Genomic DNA, 23,343 nt, shown 5'->3' on the forward strand with positions numbered 1-23,343 from the left:
GAAGGGCCTACCGGGTGAGGACGACGGGCAGGTCGGCCAGGCCGCGGATCACGAACTCCGGCCGCCGCCGCGCGGGCCGGGCCAGCTCCAGCCGCGACGTGCGCCCCAGCAGCGCGCCGAACGAGGCCTGCAGCTCGACGCGGGCCAGCGGCGCCCCGATGCAGAAGTGGATGCCGGCGCCGAAGGAGATGTGCGGGTTGTCGGTGCGGCCGACGTCGAGGGTGTCGGGCGCGGCGAACACCGCCGGGTCGCGGTTGGCCGCGCCGAGCAGCGCCGCGATCTTCTGCCCGGCCGCCACGGTGACCCCGCCGATCTCGACGTCCTCGGTGGCGGTGCGCTCGAACAGCTGCAGCGGCGAGTCGAAGCGCATGAGCTCCTCGATCGCGATGGGCAGCAGGCCGGGGTCCGCGCGCAGCCGCCGCAGCTGGTCGGGGTGCTCGAGCAGCGCGAGCAGGCCGTTGCCGGAGACGTTGACCGTCGCCTCGTGCCCGGCGTTGAGCAGCAGGATGCAGGTGGTGACCAGCTCGTCCTCGCTGAGCCGGTCGCCGTCGGCGTCCCGCACCGACACCAGGTGGCTGACCAGGTCCTCGCCGGGGTTCGAGCGCCGTTCGGCGGCCAGCCCGCGCAGGTACTCGACGAACTCGCCCGCCGCCCGCTCGGCGGCGTCCTCCACAACCGTCGTCCGGCCGTACTCGTACATCTTCACGATCGCGTTCGACCAGGGCCGCAGCAGCGGCCGGTCGGCCTCCGGCACGCCCAGCAGCTCGGCGATCACCGCGACCGGCAGGTGCTCGGCCATACCGGACAGGACGTCGACCGGCTCGGTCCCGCCGGAGCGCTCGACCAGGCCGTCGACGAGGTCTCGGGCCAGCTCCTCGACCCACGGCCGCAGCCGCTCGACGTGGCCGCGGGCGAACGCGGAGCTGATCAGCCGGCGCAGGCGGGTGTGCTCCGGCGGCTCCATCTCCAGGATCGCGTTGCGGTGGATCAGGTTGAACCGGCCGAACCGCTCGGCCGGCTCCCTGTCGCGCCAGATCCGGCCCAGCCGGCGGTCCCGCAGGACGGCGTTGGCCTCCGCGTGCGTGAACGCCAGCCAGAGCCGCAGCCCCTCGTGCCACTGCACCGGGGCGAGCTCGCGGGCCCGGGCGAACGCGGGGTACGGATCGGCGACCACCGCCGGGTCGGCGAGGTCGAGCGGCGCGGCACCCACGGTCACGCGGAGACCTTAGTGAAAGGACTCCCTCGCCCCGCCGCTCCCAGGCTCGCGGCGGGGGCCTGCGAGGGGGCCTCTTAGGCTCGGCGCATGGCTCGCTCCGCAACCAAGCGCCGTTCCGCCGCCCCGCAGGCCGCCGAAGGCGGGATCAACCCCAAGGCGCCGTGCCCCTGCGGCTCGGGCCGGCGCTACAAGCACTGCCACGGCTCCGGCTACGCGCCGCCGGTCGCCCGCCCGTTCGAGGGCCTGCCGGGCGAGCCGCACTGGGTCGCGCTGCGCGAGCTCGTGCCAGCCGCGACCGCGCCGCTGAAGACCGCCGACGGCCGCGACGTCACCCTCGCCAGCGTCCTCCCCGGCGGGTCGCCCGCCCTGGTGCGCGCGAACGGTGAGATCCTGCTCGGCGTCCAGCTGCCGGCCTCCTCCGACGACGTCAGCCGCGACCTCGGGACGGCGCTGGCGGCCGCGCTGGAGGCTCCGGCCGGGGCGCCGGTCGACCCGGGTCCGGTGGGCGCCGCCGGCTCGGCCGGGCCGCGGCTGCAGGAGTTGCTCGACCTGACCGCGCCGCTCGAGGTCACGGTGCACCCCGACTTCGGCTTCTGGCTCGAGGGCACCGACGCCGGGCCCGCCGCGATGGCCGGCCTCGAGCAGGCCAACGCGGCGGTGCTGCCGACCGAGCAGCTGGCGGGTCTCGGCGCCGCGTACTGGGTGCGGCCCGGCACCGAGCGCGCCCACCTGCGCTGGGTGCGCCCCGAGGACGAGGAGCCGCTGCTCGACGCCCTCGCCCGCCTGCGCGCCGCCGAGGAGCTGACCCTCGGCGAGGGCACGCGCTACGCCGGGGCGTTCCGTGCGCACGGTCTCGTCGTCCCGGTGTGGGACCTGCCGGCCGACGCCCCGGCAGCCGACTGGACCGGCCCGGCGACGGACTTCCAGACCCGCCTCGAGCAGGCCCTGGCCGTCTCGGAACCGCTCAGCGCGGACGAGCGCCGCGCCCGGGCCGGCCTGCTCTCCCGGCAGGTCACCCTGCGCTGAGCTGCGAAGGTTCTCTGGGCGGTGGAGACTGTCCGCGCCGTGTGAGCCCAGCCAAAGCCCAGGGGGCGCTCAGATGACGAGCGCGTTACCCGATCGTGACATCTCAATCTGTCCTGCCGGGCTTGACGCGCCCCCCTTGTTAGCGCTCACACTTGGCCCCGCTCGCGACGAGCGGGCCTGAGCGCCCCAGCGGCGGCAGAAATCTCGAAGAGGAGATGAGCAGGTGAGCAAGAAGCTCAGGTTGAGCGCCCTGGGCGCGGCCCTGGCGCTGGGTCTGGTGGCCTGTGGCGGCAGCGGCGCCGGCGGCAGCTCGAGTGCGGGCAACGCCAACGCCAACCCCGAGGACCAGACGATCGGCGTCTCGATGCCGACCCAGACCTCCGAGCGCTGGATCGCCGACGGCAACTCCGTCAAGCAGCAGCTGGAGGACAAGGGCTACACGGTCGAGCTGCAGTACGCGAACGACGACATCCCGACCCAGTCCCAGCAGATCGACCAGATGATCACGCAGGGCGCTGACCTGCTCATCATCGCCGCGATCGACGGCACCGCGCTGTCGAGCCAGCTGCAGGCCGCGGCCGACGCCGGCATCCCGGTCATCTCCTACGACCGGCTGATCCGTGACAGCGAGAACGTCGACTTCTACGTCAGCTTCGACAACTTCGCGGTCGGCGTCGCCCAGGGCAACGCGCTGCTCACCGGCCTCGGCATCAAGAACGACGAGAACCCGGACGGCACCGCGACCGGTCCGTTCAACATCGAGCTGTTCGCCGGCTCGCTGGACGACAACAACGCGCACTTCTTCTTCGACGGCGCGATGTCGGTCCTCCAGCCGAAGATCGACGACGGCACGCTGGTCGTGAAGTCGGGCCAGACCGACATCGAGCAGTGCGCGATCCTGCGCTGGCAGCAGGAGACGGCCCAGAAGCGCATGGAGGACCTGCTGACCTCCACCTACAGCGACGGCTCGGTCGTCAACGGTGTCCTGTCGGCCTACGACGGCCTGTCCCGCGGCATCATCACCGCCCTGCAGAACGCCGGCTACGGCCCGACTCTCAGCTCGCAGCCCAAGCCGATGCCGGTCGTCACCGGGCAGGACGCCGAGATCGCCTCGGTCAAGCTGATCCAGGACGATGTCCAGAGCTCCACGATCTTCAAGGACACGCGTCTGCTGGCCGAGCAGGCGGTCGTCGCCGCCCAGGCCTTCCTCCAGGGTGACGAGCCGGAGGCGAACGACACCAAGACGTACGACAACGGCGTCAAGGTCGTCCCGTCGTACCTGCTCGACATCGTGACCGTCTTCAAGGACGACATCCAGAAGGAGCTCATCGACACCGGTTACTGGACGGCCGACGAGGTCGCCTCCGGCCAGGCCGACTGAGCCCCACCCCCCGAGTCCCGGCCGGGCTCGGCGGCAGCACAGGCGCTGCCGGGCCCGGCCGGCACCACCCCTCCCGGTCCGCTCGCCACGTCCGCGCGACGGGGCCATGCTGACCCACACACACATTCCACACACAGCGCGCCACAGCAAGGACGACGGAGTCCATGGACGACCACATCCTGGAGATGCGCGGCATCACCAAGACCTTCCCCGGCGTGAAGGCGCTGGAGAACGTCAACCTCTCGGTCCAGCGGGGCGAGATCCACGCGATCTGCGGAGAGAACGGCGCCGGCAAGTCGACGCTGATGAAGGTGCTCTCCGGCGTGTACCCGACCGGTAGCTACGACGGCGAGATCGTGTACGACGGCCAGCCGGTCCACTTCTCCGGCATCCGCGACAGCGAGCACGTCGGCATCGTGATCATCCACCAGGAGCTCGCCCTGGTGCCCTACCTGTCGATCGCCGAGAACATCTACCTGGGCAACGAGCGCAAGGGCCGCGGCGGCCTCATCGACTGGAACAAGGCCAACGCCGACGCCGCGGCGCTGCTCCAGCAGGTCGGCCTCGAGGAGAACCCGGTGACGCCGGTCGGCCAGCTCGGCGTCGGCAAGCAGCAGCTGGTCGAGATCGCCAAGGCGCTGTCGAAGGACGTGCGCCTGCTCATCCTCGACGAGCCGACCGCAGCGCTGAACGACAACGACTCCGCCCACCTGCTCGGCCTGCTCCGCAAGCTCAAGGAGCAGGGCATCACCTCGATCATGATCTCGCACAAGCTCAACGAGATCACCGCGATCTCGGACAACGTGACGGTGATCCGCGACGGGAAGACCGTCGAGACGCTGAACCTGCACCGCGGCGAGGTCACCCAGGAGCGGATCATCCGCGGGATGGTCGGCCGCGACCTGGAGAGCTTCTACCCCGAACGCGAGTCGCGCCCCGGCGAGGAGGTGCTGCGCGTCGAGGACTGGACGGTCTGGCACCCCACCCAGGAGCGCAAGATCGTCGAGAACGCCAGTTTCACCGTGCGGGCCGGCGAGGTCGTCGGCATCGCGGGGCTGATGGGCGCCGGCCGCACCGAGCTGGCCATGAGCATCTTCGGCCGCTCGTACGGCCGGAACATCTCCGGCCGGCTCTTCCTGCACGGCAAGGAGGTCCGGCCCAAGAACGTCGCCGAGGCCATCGAGGCCGGCATCGCCTACGCCACGGAGGACCGCAAGCGCTACGGGCTCAACCTCATCGAGGACATCCGCCGCAACATCTCGGCGGCCGCGCTGAAGAAGCTCGCCGGCGGCGGCTGGGTCAACGGCAACGAGGAGATCAAGGTCGCCGAGGGCTACCGCAAGGAGATGAACATCAAGGCCCCGAGCGTCCTCTCGGTGGTCGGCAAGCTCTCCGGCGGCAACCAGCAGAAGGTCGTCCTGTCGAAGTGGCTGTTCACCGACCCGGAGGTGCTCATCCTCGACGAGCCGACCCGGGGCATCGACGTCGGTGCCAAGTACGAGATCTACACGATCATCAACCGGCTGGTGGCCGACGGGAAGGGTGTGCTCGTCATCTCGTCGGAGCTGCCGGAGCTGCTCGGCATCTGCGACCGCATCTACACGCTGTCGGCCGGCCGCATCACCGGAGAGATGTCCGTCGCCGACGCCACGCAGGAGAACCTCATGGCGCTCATGACCAAGGAGAGGGAGCAGGCCGCATGACCAGGACCGCCCCGCCGCCGGCGGAAGAGACCGCCCCGACGACCGAGACCGCGCAGGCCGCTGCGCTGCACACGGGTACCAGCGACGTCTGGGGTCTGTTCACCCGCAACCTGCGCCAGAGCGGCATCTACATCGCGTTCGTCGTCATCATCGCGCTGTTCGCGATCCTGACCGGCGGCACGCTGCTGTCCCCCGGCAACCTCACGAACATCGTCCTGCAGTACTCCTACATCCTGATCCTGGCCATCGGCATGGTCATGGTCATCATCGCCGGGCACATCGACCTCTCGGTGGGTTCCGTCGTCGCGCTCACCGGTGCGGTCTCCGCCGTCACGGTCATCCAGAGCGGGATGCCGTGGTGGGTCGGCGTCCTCGCCGCCCTCGGCGTCGGCCTGCTGGTGGGTGTCTGGCAGGGCTTCTGGGTCGCCTACGTCGGCATCCCGGCGTTCATCGTGACCCTCGCCGGCATGCTGCTGTTCCGCGGCCTGACCCTGCAGGTGCTGGACAACATCTCGCTCTCGCCGTTCCCGAGCGCGTACGGGAAGATCGCCAGCGGCTTCCTCAACGGGCTGATCGGCGGCAACGGCTACGACGCCTTCACGCTGCTCATCGGCGGCATCGCCGTGGCCGGGTACGCCTTCAGCTCCTTCCGCACCCGCGTCGCGCGGATCCGGTACCAGCAGCCGGTGGAGTCCTTCCCGCTGTTCATCGCCAAGATCGTGGTGGTCGGGGCCGTGGTCATGGGTTTCGCCTGGCAGCTGGCGCACGCCCGCGGCCTGCCGATCATCCTGATCATCCTGGCCGTGCTGATCCTCGCCTACACGCTGGTCACCCAGCGGACCGTGTTCGGCCGACAGATCTACGCGATCGGCGGCAACCTGGCCGCCGCGACGCTCTCCGGCGTCAAGGTGCGGTCGGTCAACTTCTGGCTGTTCGTGAACATGGGCGTGCTCGCCGGCGTCGCCGGCGTCGTGTTCTCGTCCCGCTCGAACGGCGCGCAGCCCGGGGCCGGCAACATGTTCGAGCTCGACGCGATCGCGGCCTGCTTCATCGGCGGCGCCGCCGTCACCGGCGGTGTGGGCACGGTGATCGGGGCCATGGTCGGTGGCCTGATCATGGCCGTCATGAGCAACGGCATGCAGCTCATGGGCATCGACCAGTCGATCCAGTCGGTGGTCAAGGGTCTGGTGCTGCTGCTGGCCGTCGCGTTCGACGTCTACAACAAGCGGCGCGCGGGCGCCCGCTAGCCGCGACGTGCGGATCAGCCCCGGCGCCGGTGGGCGCCGGGGCGGTCCCCGCGCACCTCGACCCGGCCGACCACGACGAGGAGGGAGACCCGTGCAGCCCGATGGAGCGCCTCGTGCGCTCGTCATGTCCGACGTCGCGGCCCGCGCCGGTGTCTCCCACCAGACCGTCTCCAGGGTCATCAACGGCTCGCCCAACGTGGCGCCGCTGACCCGGGAGCGGGTGCTGGCCGCGATCGCCGAGCTCGGCTACCGCCCGAACACCGCGGCCCGCGCGCTGGTCACCGGGTCGACCCGCACGATCGGGTTCGTCACGGTCAACATCAACCAGTACGGCCCGGCCCAGACGCTGGTCGGCCTCGAGCAGGCGGCGCGGTCGGCCGGCTACGCGCTGGCGGTCACCGTCCTGGACGACGCGACCGCCGAGGCCATGCGCGACGCCGTCGACCGCTTCGTCGCCCAGTCGATCGACGCGGTCGTGGCGCTCGGCACGTACGACAACGCCTTCGAGGCGCTGCATGCCATCTCGGCGCCGGTGCCGCTGGTCACCGTGCAGAGCGGCGGTGCGCTCGAGGAGCCGGCGGTGGGCGTCGACCAGGTGACCGGCGCCCGCCTGGCGACCCGGCACCTGCTGGAGCTCGGCCACCGCACGGTGCACCACGTCACCGGCCCGGCCGACTCCAAGGAGGCCCGCGACCGCATCGCGGGCTGGCGGACGGAGCTGTGCGCCGCCGGCGCCCCGGTGCCGGAGATCCTGCGCGGCGACTGGACGCCGTCGTCGGGCTATGCCGCGGGCAAGCTGCTGGCCGGCCGGGTGCGCGACGGCGAGGACATCACCGCCGTCTTCCTGGCCAACGACCAGATGGCGCTCGGCCTGCTCGCCGCCTTCCACGAGGAGGGCCTCGACGCGCCCCGCGACGTCAGCGTCGTCGGCTTCGACGACCTGCCCGAGGCGCCGTACTTCACCCCGCCCCTGACCACGGTGCGGCAGGACTTCGCCGAGCTGGGCCGCCGCGGGGTCGAGCTGGTGCTCGCCCGGCTCAAGGGCGAGGAGCTGCACCCCGACCCCGTGCCGGCGAGCCTGCTGGTGCGCTCGAGCACCGGCCCGGCGCCGGCGCGAGGGGCTCTGTGACGGCCCGCCCCGGAACCGGGCCGGCCACCCTGTCGCGAAAGGCTCGGGAGATGACGATGGATGCCGGCGAAGCGATCACCGCAGGTCGCACGGCCCTGGGCATCGAGCTGGGCTCGACCCGGATCAAGGCCGTCCTGATCGGCCCGGACCACGCGCCGCTCGCGGTCGGCAGCCACGACTGGGAGAACCAGTTCGTCGACCGGCTGTGGACGTACTCGCTCGAGGCCGTCTGGGCCGGGGTGCAGCAGAGCGTCGCGGCGCTGGCGGACGACGTCCGGCGACGCCACGGGGTCGAACTGGCAGGCGTCGGCGCGCTCGGCGTCTCGGCGATGATGCACGGCTACCTGGCCTTCGACGCCGACGGGAAGCTGCTCACGCCGTTCCGCACCTGGCGCAACACCAACACCGGCCGGTCGGCCGAGCGGCTCAGCGCGGAGTTCGGCTTCAACATCCCGCACCGGTGGAGCGTCGCGCACCTCTACCAGGCGATCCTGGACGGCGAGGAACACGTCCGCCGGCTCGATCACCTGACCACCCTGGCCGGGTACGTGCACTGGCAGCTCACCGGCGAGAAGGTCCTCGGCATCGGCGACGCCAGCGGCATGTTCCCGATCGACAGCGCGACCGGCGGGTACGACGCCACGATGCTGGCCCGCTTCGATCAGCTGGCCGCCGAGGCCGGGGCCGAGCTGTCCCTCGCCGACCTGCTGCCCGGGATCGCGGTCGCCGGCCGGCCGGCCGGCACGCTCACCGAGGCGGGCGCGAAGCTGCTCGACCCGGTCGGGCGGCTGCGGGCCGGCATCCCGCTCTGCCCGCCCGAGGGTGACGCGGGGACGGGGATGGTCGCCACCAACTCGGTCGCCCCGCGTACCGGCAACGTCTCCGCCGGGACCAGCATCTTCGCCATGGTCGTGCTCGAGCACGAGCTCAGCCGGATGCACCGCGAACTGGACCTGGTCACCACGCCGGCCGGCGACCCGGTGGCCATGGTGCACTGCAACAACGGGGCCAGTGAGCTGAACGCCTGGGTCGGGCTGTTCGCCGAGTTCGCCCGGGCGCTGGGGTCGGAGGCGGACCCGTCGGCGATCTTCGAGATCCTGTTCACCGCCGCGCTCAGTGGTGCCGACGACGGCGGCGGGATGCTGGCCTACAACTACCTCTCCGGGGAGCCGATCACCGACCTCGAGGAGGGGCGGCCGCTGTTCGTGCGGTCCCCGGACAGCCGGTTCGATCTCGCCACCTTCATGCGGACGCACCTGTTCGCGTCCCTGGCCACCCTGCGGATCGGCATGGACGTCCTGCAGAAGGCGGAGGGCGTGCGCCTGGACCGGATGTTCGCGCACGGCGGCCTGTTCAAGACCGAGGGCGTGGCGCAGCGCTTCCTGGCCGCCGCGATCGAGACCCCGGTGTCCGTCGGTGACGTCGCGGCCGAGGGCGGCGCCTGGGGCATCGCCGTCCTGGCCGTGTTCGCCGCACGCTCGCCGGACCAGAGCCTGGCCGACTACCTGGACACCTCGGTCTTCGCGGGCACCACCCTGGAGACCGCCGAGCCCGACCCGGCCGACGTCGCGGGCTTCGACGCGTTCATGCAGCGCTACGTCGCCGCGCTCCCGGTCGAGCGGGCCGCCGTGGAGCACATCGGAATCGAGGAGCAGACGCAATGACCGGCACCCTGACCGAGCGCGGCACCCACCGCGCGCAGCGCGAGCACGTCGCCCGCCTGCACTCCTACCTGACCCGGTACGAGCTGGTCACCTGGACCTCGGGCAACGTGTCCGAACGGGTGCCCGGCGAGGACCTGTTCGTCATCAAGGGCAGTGGCGTCGAGTACGACGAGCTGACCTGGGAGGGCGTCACCGTCTGCGACCTCGACGGCAACGCCGTGGACGGCGTGAAGAAGCCGTCGTCCGACACCGACGCGCACGCCTACGTCTACCGGAACATGCCCGAGGTCAACGGCCAGGTGCACACGCACAGCCCGTACGCCACGGCCTGGGCCGCGCGCGCGGAGGAGATCCCGTGCGTGCTGACGGCGATGGCCGACGAGTTCGGCGGCCCGATCCCGGTGGGGCCGTTCGCGCTGATCGGCGACGACTCGATCGGCCGCGGCATCGTCGAGACGCTGTCGGGCTCCCGGTCGCCGGCGGTGCTCATGCGCAACCACGGCGTCTTCACGATCGGGGCGACGGCGAAGGCCGCGGTCAAGGCCGCCGTCATGACCGAGGACGTCGCCCGCACCGTGCACTTCTCCCGCCAGCTGGGGGAGCCGCTGCCGATCGACCAGGCCGACGTCGACAAGCTCTACGCCCGCTACCAGAACGTCTACGGACAGTGAGGACCTCGTCGTGAACAACCCCTACGCCGGTGCTGAGATCTGGTTCCTGACCGGGAGCCAGGACCTCTACGGCGAGGAGACCCTGCAGCAGGTCGCCGAGCAGTCCCAGCGGGTGGCCGCCGGGCTCGACGGCGCCGACGCCGTCCCGGCCCGGGTGGTGTGGAAGCCCGTGCTCAAGGACGCCACGGCGATCCGCCGCGCGATCGGCGAGGCCAACGAGGACCCGAACTGCCTCGGCGTCATCACGTGGATGCACACCTTCTCGCCGTCGAAGATGTGGATCTCGGGCATCGACGCGCTGCGCAAGCCGCTGCTGCACCTGCACACCCAGGCCGACGCCGCCCTGCCGTGGGCGACGATCGACATGGATTTCATGAACCTCAACCAGGCCGCGCACGGCGACCGCGAGCACGGATTCATCCTGACCCGCCTGCGCCAGCCGCGGACGACGGTCGCCGGCCACGTGTCCAGCCCGCGGGTGCAGGCCCGGGTGGGCTCGTGGGCGCGGGCCGCCGCCGGCGCCGCGGCCGCGCGGTCGCTGAAGCTGGCCCGCTTCGGCGACAACATGCGCAACGTCGCGGTGACCGAGTCGGACAAGGTGGAGGCCGAGCTCCGCTTCGGCGTCTCGGTCAACACCTGGGGCGTCAACGACCTGGTCGCCGTCGTCGACACGATCGAGGACAAGGCCGTCGACGCGCTGGTCGAGGAGTACCTGGACCTGTACGACTTCCAGGACGGCGCCGAGCCGGGCGGGCCGAAGCACGAGGCGGTGCGCTACCAGGCGCGCATCGAGGCCGCCATGCGCACGTTCCTCGAGGACGGCGACTTCGGCGCGTTCACCACCAACTTCGAGGACCTCGGCGGGCTGCGGCAGCTGCCCGGCCTCGCCGTCCAGCGACTGATGGCCGACGGCTACGGCTTCGGCGGCGAAGGCGACTGGAAGACCTCCGCGCTGCTGCACGTGCTCAAGGTGGTCGGGCACGGGCTGCCGGGCGGCACCTCCTTCATGGAGGACTACACCTACGACCTGGCCGCCGACCGGCCGAAGATCCTCGGCGCGCACATGCTCGAGGTCTGCCCCTCGATCACCGACGAGCGGCCCCGGGTGGAGGTGCACCCGCTCGGCATCGGCAACCGGGAGGACCCGGCGCGGCTGGTGTTCACCGCCGACCCGGGGCCGGGCATCACCGTCGGCTGGTCCGACCTCGGCGACCGGTTCCGCTGGGTGGCCAACGAGATCGACGTCGTCGAGCCGTCCGAGCCGCTGCCCAAGCTGCCCGTCGCCCGGGCCGTCTGGGAGCCGCGGCCGGACTTCTCGACCGCGACCGAGGGCTGGCTCACCGCCGGCGGGCCGCACCACACGGTGCTGTCCACCCAGCTCGGCGCCGAGGAGCTCACCGACCTGGCCGAGGTCTTCTCCACCGAGCTGGTGCTCATCGACGCCGACACGACCCGGCGGTCGCTGGCCAAGGAGCTGCGCTGGAGCGCCGCCTACCACCGCCTCGCCCAGGGCATCTGACTCGGCGTGCTTTATCGCGATCAAGCACGCGTGCTTGATCGCGATAAAGCACGGTCGGAGCCGGCTCAGGCGAAGGTGATGAGCGGCTTGAGGATGCCGTCCTCCTTGGTCTGCATCATCGCGAAGGCGCGGTCGACGTCCTCGAAGCCGAACCGGTGGGTGGTGAGCGGGGTCGGGTCGATGCGGCCTGTCTGCAGCAGCCGCAGCAGCCGGGTCATCCGCTCGCTGCCGCCGGGGCAGAGCCCGGTGTGGATCGCCTTGTCGTTCATGCCGAGCCCGAACGCGTCGAGCGGCAGCTGCAACGGGGCCGGGTTCTCCCCGTGGTAGCCGATGTTGGAGACCCGGCCGCCGGCCTTGGTCACCCGCAGGCAGCCCTCGAAGGTCTCCGGGAAGCCGAACGCCTCGATCGCCGCGTCGACGCCCTCGCCGCCGGTGAGCTCCATGATCTGCTCGACCGGGTCGCCCTCGGTGAAGTCCACGACGTCGTCCGCGCCGAACCGCCGGGACATCTCCTTGCGCTCGGGGCGTGATTCGACCGCGATCACCCGCCCGGCGCCGAGCAGGTTGGCCCCCATCGTGGCGCACAGCCCGACCGGCCCCTGGGCGAACACGGCCACGGTCTCGCCGAACTGGATGTAGGCGTGCTCGGCGCCCATGAAGCCGGTCGAGAGCATGTCGCAGGTGTAGGCGGCCTGCTCGTCGGTGACGTCGTCCGGGATCGCGGTCAGGTTCGCCGCGGCGGCCGGGACGACGAAGTACTCGGCCATGTTGCCGTCCATCTGGGCGGTGTACCGGTAGCCGCCGAGGGCGCCGCCGCACTGGCTGGTGAACCCGCGCTGGCAGTAGCTGCACCGGAAGCACGGGGTCACGGCGTTGACCGCGACCCGCTGGCCCTCGCTGAAGCCCGTCACCGCCGAGCCGAGCGCGTGCACGACGCCCACCGACTCGTGGCCCAGCGTGCGGCCGTTCTCGACGGGGAGGGCGCCCTTCACGGTGTGGACGTCCGACGTGCAGATCAGCGCCGCCGTCGTCCGGACGACCGCCTCCTCCGGCCCGGGGGTCGGGACAGGCTTCTCCACCACGGCGGTCTTCCCGACCTCGAGCATCACGAAGGCACGCATCACGTCGTCGGCCATGGGTCTCTCCTCGGCGCCGGTCGCCCCCGTGCCGGGGGCGGTGCCTGGAGCGTGGTGCACGGGGGGACGGCGGCGCACGCCTTGTCTCAGAGAGCTACAGGGGGTCGCGGGCGACGGGGCAGCTCATGCACCGCGGCCCGCCGCGGCCGCTGCCGAGCTCGGAGCCCGCGATGCGCACCACCTCGATGCCGGCCGCCTCGAGCGCGGCGTTGGTGACGGTGTTGCGCTCGTAGGCGACCGCCAGCCGCGGCGCCAGCGCCAGGGTGTTGTTGCCGTCGTCCCACTGCTCGCGCTCGGCGGTGACCGGGTCCAGCCCGGTGTCGATGACCCGCAGCCGGTCGATGCCCATCGCGTCGGCGGCGGCGCTGAGGAACGGCGCCGGGCCGCGGACGGCCAGCCCGATCTCCTCGGCGTCCGCCCCCGGGTTCTCGGCGGTGACGGTCCAGGCGACGAGGGAGTCGGCGACGGCCGGGTACATGACCATGGCGTCGGCGTCGACCATCGTCGCGATGGTGTCCAGGTGCATCGTCGCCCGCTGCTGCGCGATGGGGACGACGAGCACGGTGTGCGCCACGTCGCGGCTGAACAGCTGCCGGGCCAGCCGCTCCGCGCCGCCGGCCGTCGTCCGCTCGCCGACGCCGACCGCGGCGACGCCGGGCGCCAGCAGCAGGACGTCGCCGCCCTCCAGGTGCTCGAAGTGGGCGCCGTAGAGCTGCTCGACGCCGGCGAAGCGCGGGTGGTGCGTGTAGACGGCAGCGGTGATCGTGCTCTCGCGGTGGCGGGCCGGCATGGCCAGCGAGGTCACCGCCACCTCGTCGCCGATCCACACCGACGAGTCGCGGGTGAACAGCAGGTTGGGCAGCGGCGGGACGATGAAGTCGCCGCGGCCCATCAGCTGGTAGGCCAGCCCCGAGCCGCCGCGCAGCTCGTCGTGCGCCAGCCCGGCGATGAGCGTGCCGGCGAGGTCCTCGGGGGCGAGGTCGGCCAGCTGCGCGGAGGCCGCGCGCCGCAGCGTCGTCCCGAGCCGCGGGTCGTCGACGGCCGCGGCGATCAGCTCCGCCCGCGCGGCGGGGACGGCGAGCACCTCGGCGAGCAGCCGGTCGAGGTGCAGCACCTCCACGCCGCGGTCGCGCAGCGCCTCGGCGAACGCGTCGTGCTCCTCCTGCGCCCGCGCCACCCAGGGGACGCCGTCGAAGAGCAGCTGGTCGTTGTTGCGCGGCGTGAGCCGGGAGAGCTCCGGGCCCGGCCGGTGGAGCAGCACGGTGCGGAGGGTCCCGACCTCGCTGGTGGCGCCCACGGCGGTCCGGGTCGCGGCGTCGGTCATGATCGGCAGAGTGGCACAGCCGCCCGCTCCGGCGCCGCTCAGGCAGCTGGATAGGGTGCGGCCGGGCGCGGCATTCCGGGCCCGCGACGACGCGGGAGGCGGCACGTGGACCTGTTCGACCTGAGCGGCAAGGTGGCCGTGGTCACCGGTGGCACCCGGGGGATCGGCCTGATGATGGCGCGCGGGCTGCTGCGGGCCGGCGCCCGCGTCTACATCAGCGCGCGCAAGCCGGACGAGGGCGAGCGGGCCCGCGCCGAGCTCGCCGGCTCCGGCACGGTGCACTTCGTGCAGGCCGACCTCTCCACCGAGGAGGAGTGCAAGCGGCTGGCCCGCGAGGTCGGGCAGCGTGAGGACGAGCTGCACGTCCTGGTCAACAACGCCGGCGCCACCTGGGGCGCGCCGCTGCAGGAGTTCCCCGCGTCGGCCTGGGACAAGGTGCTCGACCTGAACGTGAAGTCCCCGTTCTTCCTCACCCGCGCGTTCCTGCCGCTGCTCGAGGAGGCGGGCACGGACGACGACCCGGCGCGGGTGGTGAACGTCGGCAGCATCGACGGGCTGCACGTACCGCCGATGCACACCTATTCGTACTCGGCCTCGAAGGCGGCGCTGCACCACCTGACGCGCGTGCTGGCCAAGGAGCTCGGCCCGCGCCGCATCACGGTCAACGCCGTCGCCCCGGGGCCGTTCGAGTCGAAGATGATGGCGGCCACGCTGGAGGCCTTCGGCACCGACATCGCCGCCCGGGCGCCGCTGGGCCGCATCGGCCGCCCCGACGACATGGCCGGCGTCGTCGTCTACCTGACCAGCCGTGCCGGCGCTTACGTCACCGGCGCCGTCATCCCGGTCGACGGCGGCATCGCCACCACCAAGTAGCCGCCGTCCTGGCTCACCGCAGCGCGTCCTCCCTCACGTCCCACCGTGAGCCAGGAGCCGCGGGGATCAGCTCACCTGATCGTGGACGCGGACGGCATCGGGCGGAGGCGGCGTCGAGCGCTTGCGGCGCGGGCGGACCGCCTCGTCCTCCGGCACCCGCGCCAGGTGGGACCCGGCCAGCGCCACCTGGTGCGGCGAGCCGACCAGCCGGCCCTGCTGCCGCGCGGCCAGCCACCACTCGCGGGCGGCCACGGTGTCGCCGTGGTGCTCGGTGATCCGGCCGAGCAGCTCGTCGTAGGCGCCGAGGGAGAACGACGGCGTCCCCAGGACGGCCTGCCGCCCGCGGAAGGGCAGCAGCTGGACGACGGCCATCTCCTGCTCCGGCTCGTCGCCGAGGTGCAGCGCGACCTCGGCCTCCAGCAGGACGGCGACGTCGCTGGCCCAGTCGCGGATGTGCGTCCGGCCCCAGCGGGCGCGCAGCCGCCGGGCCTCGGCCAGGTCACCGGACTCCGCGGCCGCGAGCACCGCCATCAGCTGCAGCAGCGGGTTGCCCTCGTCGCCGGTCTCGACCAGCAGGTCGATCGCCTCGGGCAGCCGGTGGTCGCCGCGGCGCAGGGTGAACTGGTGCGCGGCGTAGGCGTGCCGGGCGTGCGGGGTCACCCGGCGGTACCGCTCGTAGGCCTCGGTGGTGAGCTCCTCGGCCCGCCGGGCGTCGCCGCGCAGCCACGCCGCGCCGGCCTGCTGCCACAGCACGTGCGGGCGCACCTCCGGGCCGGACAGCGAGATCGCCAGCCGGCGGGCGGCGTCCGAGTCGGCCTCGAACCCGCGCAGGTCGGTCAGGTGCAGCCGGATCGCGGCCCGGTGCAGCCGGGCGAAGAACTCGGTGCGCCGCGGCAGCCCGCGACCGGCCAGCGCGATGGTCTCGTCGGCGGCCGCGAGCCGCAGCTCCGCGGCGCCGGGGCGCCCCCACACGGCCAGGCTGTAGTTGTTCAGCGTGCGGCCGCGCAGCTCCGGGTCGCCGATCCGCCGCGCCAGCTCGACCGCCCGCTCGGCGTACCGCACGCCCTTCTGCAGGTCGGAGCTGAACGCCAGCTCCACGCCGAGGGTGCCCAGCAGGCGAGCGGCGAGCCGGTCGCGCTCGTCGTCGGTGTCGGCGAGCTCGTCGCGGTGCTCGAGCAGGTCCTCCAGGACGGCGACCATGTCGTCGTCCACCATGCCGTGTGGCCGCCAGTTCCAGACGGTGATGCTGCCCCAGATCGCGGCGGCCTCGGCCACGCAGTGGCGGTCGCCGAGCTCGCGGGCCGCCGCGATCGCCTGCCCGGTGATCTCGTGCGCCTCGGTGCGCTGGCCGCTGCGCAGCAGGTCGTTGCCGAGCAGCGTCAGCAGCCCGTGCCGGGTGCGGACGGCGTCCGGCTCGGCCGGGTCCAGCAGCTGCAGCGCCCGCCGGGTGTGCTCGGCCGCCTCCTCGTGCGCCCAGCGGGAGCGCGCCGCCTGGGCGGCCTCGGCGGAGTAGCGCCGGGCCGGACCGGGGCCGGCCACGGGCACCGCCTCGACGAAGTGGTGCGCCAGGCGCTCCAGCAGCGAGGCGTCGGGGGATCCGGCCGCGGCGCGCTGCTCCAGGGCCGCGCCCAGGCGGGCGTGCAGCCGGGCCCGCTGCAGCGCGGAGAGGTCGCCGGCGAGCACCTCCTGCACGAGGGCGTGGGTGAACCGCCAGCTCCACGGCGTCGTCCCCTCGACGACCAGCCCGACGGCGACCGCGGAGTCCAGCGCGGCCAGCGCCTCCTCGGCGGGGCTGCCGGCGGCCTCGAGCAGGTCCAGCGGCACCTCGCGGCCGGCGACGGCGGCCAGCTGCAACACCGCGCGGGTGCTCTCGGGCAGCCGGGCCAGCCGCTTGCGCAGCACCTCGCCGATCGACGGGGGCACCGGCACGCGGTCGAGGTGCAGGTCGTGCGAGCCGAGCATCCAGCGGGAGAGCTCGACGACGAAGAACGGGTTGCCGCCGGTGCGGTCGTGCACCGCCGAGGCCAGCGACCGGTCGCCGGTGGAGCCGAGCTGGGCGGCCAGCAGGGCGGCGACGTCCTCCGCGCCGAGCCCGGCCAGCCGCAGGCACGTGGCGGCGGGCTCGCGGGCCAGCCGCGCCAGGCAGTCCGCGACCGGCTCGGGCACCACCTCCCCCGTCGTCCGCGCGGTGACCATCAGCAGCAGCGGCGCCCGGGGGAGGTGCCGGCCGAGCAGACCGAGCAGCTGCACCGACGTCGTGTCGGCGCCCTGCAGGTCGTCGAGGACGACGAGCACCGGGCGGGTCGCGGCCGCGGTCAGCCGGCTGCGCAGGTCCTGGAACAGGCGGAACCGGGCGGCGTCGGCGTCCCCACCGGCCTCGGCCTCGGTGACCAGCGTCAGCTGCTCCTGGCCGAGCTGCTCCAGCGCCTGCGTCCACGGCCACAGCGCGGGGGCGCCGGCGTCGTCCGCGCAGCGGGACCACGCGACCGACCACCCGGCGGCGCGCGCGGCGTCGGCCGCCGCCTCGGCCAGCCGGGTCTTGCCGATGCCCGCCTCGCCCTCGATGACGACGACGGCGGCGCGCCCGGCGCCGACCTGCTCGGCGACCGCGCGCAGCCGGTCCAGCTCCGGCCGGCGGCCGACGATCGACTCCGCGGCCGTGACGGGCGCCGGCGCGGGCGCGGGGGCGACGGTCAGCTTGGGCCGCGGCAGCCGCTCGAGCAGCCTGGGATCCTGGCGCAGCACCGCCTGCTCCAGGTCGCGCAGCTCGGGGCCGGGGTCGATGCCGAGCTCGTCGCGCAGCAGCTCGGTGCACCGGCGGAGGGCGTCGAGCGCGTCGGCCTGGCGGTCGGCGGCGTAGAGGGCGGTGACCAGCCGGGCCCACAGCCGCTCGCGCAGCGGGTTCTCGGCCACCAGGTGCTGCAGGTCGGTGACCGCCTCGTCGGCGCGGCCGAGGGCGAGCAGGGCGTCGCAGCGCCGCTCGCGGGCGCGCACGTGCAGCTCGACCAGCCGCAGCCGGTCGGTGCCGACGGCGGGGTCGTCGCCGAGCTCGGCCAGCGGCTGCCCGCGCCACAGCTCGACCGCCCGGTCCAGCAGGCCGACGCCGCGCGCGGCGTCGCCGCCCTGGACGGCGCGGTCGCCCTCGTCCACGAGCTCGGCGAAGCGCAGCGTGTCGAGGTCGGCGGCGTCGGTGCGCAGCAGGTAGCCGGGTGACCGGGTGAGCAGCACGGACGGCGCCTCCCGCGGACCGCGCTCCGGCTCGAGCACCCGGCGCAGGTGCGAGACGTAGGCCTGCAGGGTGCCGGTCACGGTGGGCGGGGGCTCGTCGCCCCACAGCGCGGCGACGATCCGGTCGACGCCGACGACGCGGTTGGCCTCGGCGAGCAGCAGGGTGAGCAGTGCGCGGGGCTTGCCGCCCCCCACGTCGACCGGTCGCCCGTCGGTTCCCGTGACCTCCAGCGGGCCGAGGACGCGGTAACGCACGACGCGGGATCTTCGCAGGACCAGGCCGGAATGGGGAGGGCTTCCGGTATCAGCGGCCCTTGCAAGAGGTCCTCCAAGCGTCTTGCAAGTGGCGGTCAAGTGAGCCCCACCACCGTGAGCGCCGTCCCGAACAGATCCCACCGTGACCCCGAGGGAAGAACCCCACATGAGCATCAACGAGCTCGACACCACCGAGCCCGCCGACCTCGTTCTGAACGGCCACCCCTTCGACGACGAGGCGCTCGACAGCCTGGCGCCGGCGATCCCGGCCGCCGACGTCGACGACCTGCGCAGCCGCGTGCACGGCCCCGTCTACGCCGCCGGCGACGACGGCCTGGCCGCCGAGGTCGCGACCTGGAACCTCGCCGTCACCCACACCCCCGCCATCGCCGTCGGCGCCACCTGCGCCGCCGACGTCGCGGCCGCCGTCTCGTGGGCGACCGCGCACGGCCTCAAGGTCGCCGTCCAGGCCACCGGGCACGGCCCGGTGCGCAACGCCGCCGGCTCGCTGATGGTCTCCACCCGCCGCATGCAGGGCGTCACGATCGACCGGATGCGCGGCACCGCCCGCGTCGAGGCCGGCGTGAAGTGGATCAAGGTCCTGGAGGCGGCCGCGGCGTACGGGCTGACCGGCCTGTGCGGGTCGTCGTCCGACGTCGGTGTCGTGGGCTACACGCTCGGCGGCGGGCTCGGCTCGCTCGGCCGCAAGTTCGGCTTCGCCGCCGACTCGGTGCTCTCCGTCGAGGTCGTCACCGCCGACGGCGCCCTGCGCACCGTCTGCCCCGAGGAGGACCCCGAGCTGTTCTGGGCCGTCCGCGGCGGCAAGGGCAACTTCGGCGTGGTCACCGCGATCGAGATCCAGCTGGTGCCGGTGCGGTCGGTGTTCGGCGGCGGGATCTTCTTCGCCGGCAAGGACGCCGCCTCGGTGCTGCACGCGTTCCGCCAGTGGGCGCCGACGCTGCCCGAGGAGGTCGGCACCTCGATCGCGATCCTGCGCGTGCCGCCGCTCGAGGAGCTGCCGCCGCCGCTGCGCGGGCAGACCGTCGTCCACCTGCGCTACGCCTACGTCGGCGACGACCCCGCCGAGGGCGAGCGGCTGCTCGAGCCGATGCGGGCCAGCGGCGAGATCGTGCTGGGCTTCGTCCACCCGCTGCTGACCACCGAGCTCGACGCCATCCACATGGACCCGACCGACCCGCTGCCCGCCTGGGAGAAGGGCATGCAGCTGGCGGAGCTGCCCGAGGAGGCGGTCGACGCGCTGCTCGCCGCCGCGGGCCCTCAGCTGGACATCCCGCTGATCATGGTCGAGGTCCGGCTGCTCGGTGGGGCGCTGGGCCGCCAGCCGAAGCACCCGAACGCGGTCGCCGGCCGGGAGGGCGCCTACCAGGTGCTGACCCTCGGCCCGGCCGTCCCCGAGCTGGCCGCGGTCGTGCCCGCGCTCGGCAAGGGCGTGCTGCGGGCGCTGGAGCCGTGGAAGGCGCCGGGGTGCGTCATCAACTTCCTCGGCGAGGTCGAGGGCCCGGCGGAGGTCGCCGCGGCCTACCCGGCCGGCGTCGCGGAGCGGCTGCTGGCCGTCAAGCGGGCCGTCGACCCCGACCGCGTCTTCTCCTTCGGCCACGCCCTCTGACCCCGGGCGGGCCTTGCGGAGTCGCTCGGTGACGGTTTCCGTCACCGAGCGACTCCGCTCATTCCGGCAGCAGGACGCCGGGGTTGCAGATGCCGGCGGGGTCCAGCCGCTGCTTGACCGCGCGCAGCACCTCGACGCCGAGCGGGCCGATCTCGCGCTCCAGCCACGGCCGGTGGTCGGCGCCGACCGCGTGGTGGTGGGTGAGCGTGCCGCCGGCGGCGAGCAGCGCGTCGGTGGCCGCCCGCTTGGCCGCGAGCCACTGCTGGATCGGCAGGTCGTCGTCCCGGTCGGCGAGCACGGTGAAGTAGAGCGAGCCGCCGGTCGGGTAACCGTGCGAGAGGTGCGTCATCACGAGGGGACGGCGTCCGTCCCGGGAGAGGGCGTCCCGCAGCGCCCGGCGGACGGCGTCGTACACGGCCGGCAGCGCCGTCCAGGTGGCCGCCGTCTCCAGGGTCTCGACCAGCAGGCCGCCGTCCATCAGCCGGTCGCGCAGGTACGGGCCCTCGAAGCGGTGCGCCCGCCACGACTCGCCGACCCGCGTGCCCAGCCGGACCGCGCCGTCCTCGCGCAGCACCGATGCCGCGGCCTTCCGGCGGGCACGCACGAGCGTCGGCAGCCCCTCCCAGCCGAGGACGAGCAGGCAGCCGTCGCCGCGGCCGCGCGCCTTGAGGCTGCCCCGCAGTGCCCGCGCGCCGGCTCCCGTGGCCATGAGCAGGTTGGCGCGGGTCTCGTCGGGGTCGGAGAGCCGGACGACGTCGGGCAGCAGGTCGTGCCGCGCCAGCCGCTGCAGCCCGGCGAGGCCGGCGGCCCAGGTGCGGAACGACCAGCCCTCGTAGTGCGTCGTCCGGGCGCGCGGGCGGACCCGGAGCCGCAGCTCGGTGATGATCCCGAGGGTGCCTTCGGACCCCACCGCGAGGCCCAGCAGGTCGGGCCCGGCCGCGGTCGCGGGCGGGGAGCCGAGCTCCAGCACCCCCTGCGGCGTGGCCAGCGTGACCCCGGCGACCAGGTCGTCGAAGCGGCCGATGCCGGTCGACTGCTGCCCGGCCGACCGGGTTGCGGCGTAGCCGCCGAGCGTGGCGAACTCGAAGCTCTGCGGCAGGTGGCCCAGCGTCAGCCCGTGCTCGGCCAGCGCGGCCTCCAGCGCCGGGCCGCGCATCCCCGGCCCGACGGTGACCAGGGACGACGGCACGTCGACGGCGTGCAGCGTCGCCATGCGGGACAGGTCGACCGCGACGCAGGGCCGGTCGTCGGGGTCGGTGCCGGCCAGGCCGCCGACCACGCTGGTGCCGCCCCCGAACGGGACGACGACCACGCCGTGCGCGCTGCAGAGGGCCAGCAGGGCGGCGGTCTGCTCGGTGCTCCCCGGGGTGAGGACGGCGTCCGGCGCCTCCGACGCGTCCCCGCACCGGCGGCGCAGCAGGTCGAGGTAGCTCTTTCCGCCGGCGTGCCGGAGCCGCGCGGCCCGGTCGGTGCGCACGTTCTCCTCGCCGAGCAGCCCGGTCAGGACGAGCTGCGCGGGCTCGGGCAGCCGGGACGGCGTCAGCGCGATGTCGTCCACCGGCACCGGGGGCGTCTCGCGGGGTGTCCAGCCCAGCTCGCGGGTGAGGTACCGGCGCGCGGCCTTGGGCACGGCCTCCCCGTCGGCGGGCCGGGCGGGCCCCCAGCCCTGGATCGTCAGTTCCGGCTGCTCGGACATCGCTACAGTCTGCCGAGTGCTGCCCGGAGCCCTGAGCCCTGCCCGGCGTGCCCGTGACCTCGACGTCGTCGCCGGCGGCCGGGTCGACGTGGTCGTCGTCGGCGGGGGAGCGACCGGCGCGGGTGTGGCGCTGGACGCCGCCTCCCGCGGGCTGTCGGTCGCGCTGCTCGAGCGCACCGACCTCGCCGCGGGCACCAGCCGGTGGTCGTCGAAGCTCGTGCACGGCGGGTTGCGCTATCTCGCGCACGGCGAGCTCGGGCTTGCCCGGGAGAGCGCCCGCGAGCGGGCCGTGCTCATGGGGGCGACGGCGCCGCACCTGGTCCGGCCCCTGCCGTTCCTCGTGCCCGACGTCGCCGGCCGGTCGGTCAGCGCCCTCGCCGAGCTCGGCGGGCGGGCGGCCGACACGATCCGCCGGTCGGTGCCCGGCGGGCGGGGCTCGCTGCCCTCGACCCGGCGGGTGTCCCGCGCCGCCGCGGCCCGCCTGGTGCCCGCGCTGCAGCGGGGCCGGGGCGGCGTCGTCTTCTGGGACGGGCAGCTCGCCGACGACGCGCGGCTGGTCGTCGCGCTGGCGCGCACCGCGGCCGCGTACGGCGCGCACGTGCTCACCGGCGCGACCGTGACCGGGGTGGACGGCGCCGACGTGCACGTCGCCCTGCCGGGCGGGGTGACGACCACGGTGCGGGCCGGGGTGGTCGTCAACGCGGCCGGCGTGTGGGCGCAGCAGCTGGCGCCGGGGATCCGGCTGGTGCCCTCGCGCGGCTCGCACCTCGTCGTCCCGGGCGAGCGGCTCGGCTCGCCGTCCGCCGCGCTGACCGTGCCGCTGCCGGGCTCCCGCTCCCGGTACGTCTTCGCGCTCCCGCAGCCGGGAGGCCTGGTCTACCTGGGCATCACCGACGAGCTGGTGGCCGGCCCGCCGGGGGACGACGACCCGAAGCCCTCCGACGCCGAGGTGGCGCAGCTGCTGGACACGGTGAACCAGGTGCTCGCGACCCCGCTGAAGCGGTCGGACGTGGTGGGCGCCTACGCCGGGCTGCGACCGCTGGTGCTGCCGGAGTCGGCGGGGGCCGGTCCGGGCGATGCCACCGCGGACCTCTCCCGCAAGCACCTGCTGGTGGAGGACGGACCGGTCCTCACCGTCGTCGGCGGGAAGCTGACCACCTACCGCGCCATGGCGGAGCAGGCCGTCGACCGGGTCGTCGCCCGCCTCGGCCGCGGCGCCGCCCACTCCTCGACCGCCCGGCTGCCGCTCGTGGGCGCCGCGCCGCGGACCGTGCTGCCGCGGATCGCCGCGCCCGCCCGGCTCGTCGCCCGCTACGGCACCGAGGCGCCGCAGGTCGAGGCGCTGGGCGCCGAGCCGGTGGTCGCGGGCCGGCCGGAGACGCTGGGGGAGCTGCGCTTCGCCGTCCGTGCCGAGGGTGCGCGGACGGTGGCCGACCTGCTCGACCGGCGGACGCGGATCGGGCTGGTCCCGGCCGACCGGGCGCGGGCGGCGATGGTCGCCGAGCGGATCCTCACCCAGGAGCTCCAGGGGTAGGGAAACCGCTGCTCGCAGGCCCCGCACCTCGTGCACCTCGCGCTGCTCGGGTAGCTGCGTCCCACTGAATGAGAGCACGATTCCACTGAGTGGACCTGTGCGTCACAGTGGGGC

At 73.8% G+C, this 23,343-nt stretch carries 16 protein-coding genes; 11 read left to right on the top strand and 5 right to left on the bottom strand.

Going from position 1 to position 23,343, the window contains the following annotated elements; translation table 11 throughout:
- Positions 1-7: 7 nt before the first annotated feature.
- Positions 8-1,216 carry a cytochrome P450 gene (locus AB3388_RS00280; protein WP_495408751.1) on the bottom strand — a complete coding sequence of 403 codons (1,209 nt, stop codon included), beginning with the start codon at positions 1,214-1,216 and terminating at the stop codon, positions 8-10.
- 87 nt (positions 1,217-1,303) lie between these two features.
- Between AB3388_RS00280 and AB3388_RS00285 the strand changes: the two genes are divergently transcribed.
- The 8 genes from AB3388_RS00285 (at position 1,304) to araA (ending at position 11,556) form a co-directional block, all read left to right on the top strand.
- Positions 1,304-2,242, top strand: coding sequence for a DUF5926 family protein (locus AB3388_RS00285; RefSeq protein ID WP_495408752.1), 939 nt, complete (start codon positions 1,304-1,306; stop codon positions 2,240-2,242).
- Positions 2,243-2,465: 223 nt separating this feature from the next.
- A complete protein-coding gene (gene chvE, locus AB3388_RS00290) occupies positions 2,466-3,623 on the top strand; it encodes a multiple monosaccharide ABC transporter substrate-binding protein (protein WP_495408753.1) in 1,158 nt (385 codons plus the stop codon).
- A 164-nt stretch (positions 3,624-3,787) separates the two neighbouring features.
- Entirely contained in the window at positions 3,788-5,326 is a 1,539-nt protein-coding gene (gene mmsA, locus AB3388_RS00295) for a multiple monosaccharide ABC transporter ATP-binding protein (RefSeq protein WP_495408754.1), read from the top strand.
- A complete protein-coding gene (mmsB, locus tag AB3388_RS00300) occupies positions 5,323-6,573 on the top strand; it encodes a multiple monosaccharide ABC transporter permease (RefSeq protein ID WP_495408755.1) in 1,251 nt (416 codons plus the stop codon). Before mmsA ends, mmsB begins: the two co-directional genes overlap by 4 nt.
- A 91-nt stretch (positions 6,574-6,664) precedes the next feature.
- Positions 6,665-7,702: a LacI family DNA-binding transcriptional regulator gene (locus AB3388_RS00305; RefSeq protein ID WP_495408756.1), complete on the top strand. Its 1,038-nt coding sequence runs from the start codon at positions 6,665-6,667 to the stop codon at positions 7,700-7,702.
- 56 nt (positions 7,703-7,758) lie between these two features.
- Positions 7,759-9,366, top strand: coding sequence for a xylulokinase (locus AB3388_RS00310; RefSeq protein WP_495408757.1), 1,608 nt, complete (start codon positions 7,759-7,761; stop codon positions 9,364-9,366).
- The gene (locus tag AB3388_RS00315; protein WP_495408758.1) at positions 9,363-10,037 is read left to right on the top strand and encodes an L-ribulose-5-phosphate 4-epimerase; all 675 of its coding nucleotides are present in this window, start codon (positions 9,363-9,365) and stop codon (positions 10,035-10,037) included. The genes AB3388_RS00310 and AB3388_RS00315 overlap by 4 nt, the downstream gene beginning before the upstream one ends.
- 10 nt (positions 10,038-10,047) lie before the next feature.
- Positions 10,048-11,556, top strand: a complete 1,509-nt coding sequence (gene araA, locus AB3388_RS00320; RefSeq protein ID WP_495408759.1) for an L-arabinose isomerase — start codon at positions 10,048-10,050, stop codon at positions 11,554-11,556.
- 65 nt (positions 11,557-11,621) lie between these two features.
- Here araA and AB3388_RS00325 read toward each other — a convergent pair whose 3' ends face one another.
- Together AB3388_RS00325 and AB3388_RS00330 are read right to left on the bottom strand one after the other, a co-directional pair.
- Positions 11,622-12,692, bottom strand: a complete 1,071-nt coding sequence (locus AB3388_RS00325; RefSeq protein WP_495408760.1) for an NAD(P)-dependent alcohol dehydrogenase — start codon at positions 12,690-12,692, stop codon at positions 11,622-11,624.
- A 94-nt stretch (positions 12,693-12,786) separates the two neighbouring features.
- A complete protein-coding gene (locus AB3388_RS00330; protein ID WP_495408761.1) occupies positions 12,787-14,016 on the bottom strand; it encodes an arginine deiminase in 1,230 nt (409 codons plus the stop codon).
- A gap of 105 nt (positions 14,017-14,121) precedes the next feature.
- Between AB3388_RS00330 and AB3388_RS00335 the strand changes: the two genes are divergently transcribed.
- Positions 14,122-14,889 carry a glucose 1-dehydrogenase gene (locus AB3388_RS00335; protein ID WP_495408762.1) on the top strand — a complete coding sequence of 256 codons (768 nt, stop codon included), beginning with the start codon at positions 14,122-14,124 and terminating at the stop codon, positions 14,887-14,889.
- 66 nt (positions 14,890-14,955) lie between these two features.
- Here the strand turns inward: AB3388_RS00335 and AB3388_RS00340 are convergent, their stop codons facing one another.
- Complete coding sequence (locus tag AB3388_RS00340) at positions 14,956-18,372, bottom strand: ATP-binding protein (protein ID WP_495408763.1); 3,417 nt, start codon at positions 18,370-18,372, stop codon at positions 14,956-14,958.
- Positions 18,373-18,538: 166 nt separating this feature from the next.
- Between AB3388_RS00340 and AB3388_RS00345 the strand changes: the two genes are divergently transcribed.
- A complete protein-coding gene (locus tag AB3388_RS00345) occupies positions 18,539-19,999 on the top strand; it encodes an FAD-binding oxidoreductase (RefSeq protein ID WP_495408764.1) in 1,461 nt (486 codons plus the stop codon).
- A 58-nt stretch (positions 20,000-20,057) separates the two neighbouring features.
- On the opposite strand, the gene AB3388_RS00350 is transcribed toward AB3388_RS00345, so the two are convergent.
- Positions 20,058-21,695 (bottom strand): FAD-binding oxidoreductase, encoded by a 1,638-nt coding sequence (locus tag AB3388_RS00350; protein WP_495408765.1) that lies wholly within the window; start codon positions 21,693-21,695, stop codon positions 20,058-20,060.
- A gap of 16 nt (positions 21,696-21,711) precedes the next feature.
- Here AB3388_RS00350 and AB3388_RS00355 point away from each other — a divergent pair, with 16 nt between their 5' ends.
- Positions 21,712-23,229 carry a glycerol-3-phosphate dehydrogenase/oxidase gene (locus AB3388_RS00355; protein WP_495408766.1) on the top strand — a complete coding sequence of 506 codons (1,518 nt, stop codon included), beginning with the start codon at positions 21,712-21,714 and terminating at the stop codon, positions 23,227-23,229.
- The last annotated feature ends 114 nt before the right edge of the window (positions 23,230-23,343 follow it).

The organism is Geodermatophilus sp. SMS 5-13 (genome assembly GCF_059428245.1).

What these genes read in the sequence shown, in the direction of transcription:
- AB3388_RS00310 (WP_495408757.1), top strand. Translation starts at nt 7,759, where the DNA reads ATGGATGCCGGCGAAGCGATCACCGCAGGTCGCACGGCCCTGGGCATC.
- AB3388_RS00315 (WP_495408758.1), top strand. Translation starts at nt 9,363, where the DNA reads ATGACCGGCACCCTGACCGAGCGCGGCACCCACCGCGCGCAGCGCGAG.
- AB3388_RS00330 (WP_495408761.1), bottom strand. Translation starts at nt 14,016, where the DNA reads ATGACCGACGCCGCGACCCGGACCGCCGTGGGCGCCACCAGCGAGGTC.
- mmsB (WP_495408755.1), top strand. Translation starts at nt 5,323, where the DNA reads ATGACCAGGACCGCCCCGCCGCCGGCGGAAGAGACCGCCCCGACGACC.
- AB3388_RS00345 (WP_495408764.1), top strand. Translation starts at nt 18,539, where the DNA reads ATGAGCATCAACGAGCTCGACACCACCGAGCCCGCCGACCTCGTTCTG.
- AB3388_RS00285 (WP_495408752.1), top strand. Translation starts at nt 1,304, where the DNA reads ATGGCTCGCTCCGCAACCAAGCGCCGTTCCGCCGCCCCGCAGGCCGCC.
- AB3388_RS00350 (WP_495408765.1), bottom strand. Translation starts at nt 21,695, where the DNA reads ATGTCCGAGCAGCCGGAACTGACGATCCAGGGCTGGGGGCCCGCCCGG.
- AB3388_RS00325 (WP_495408760.1), bottom strand. Translation starts at nt 12,692, where the DNA reads ATGGCCGACGACGTGATGCGTGCCTTCGTGATGCTCGAGGTCGGGAAG.
- mmsA (WP_495408754.1), top strand. Translation starts at nt 3,788, where the DNA reads ATGGACGACCACATCCTGGAGATGCGCGGCATCACCAAGACCTTCCCC.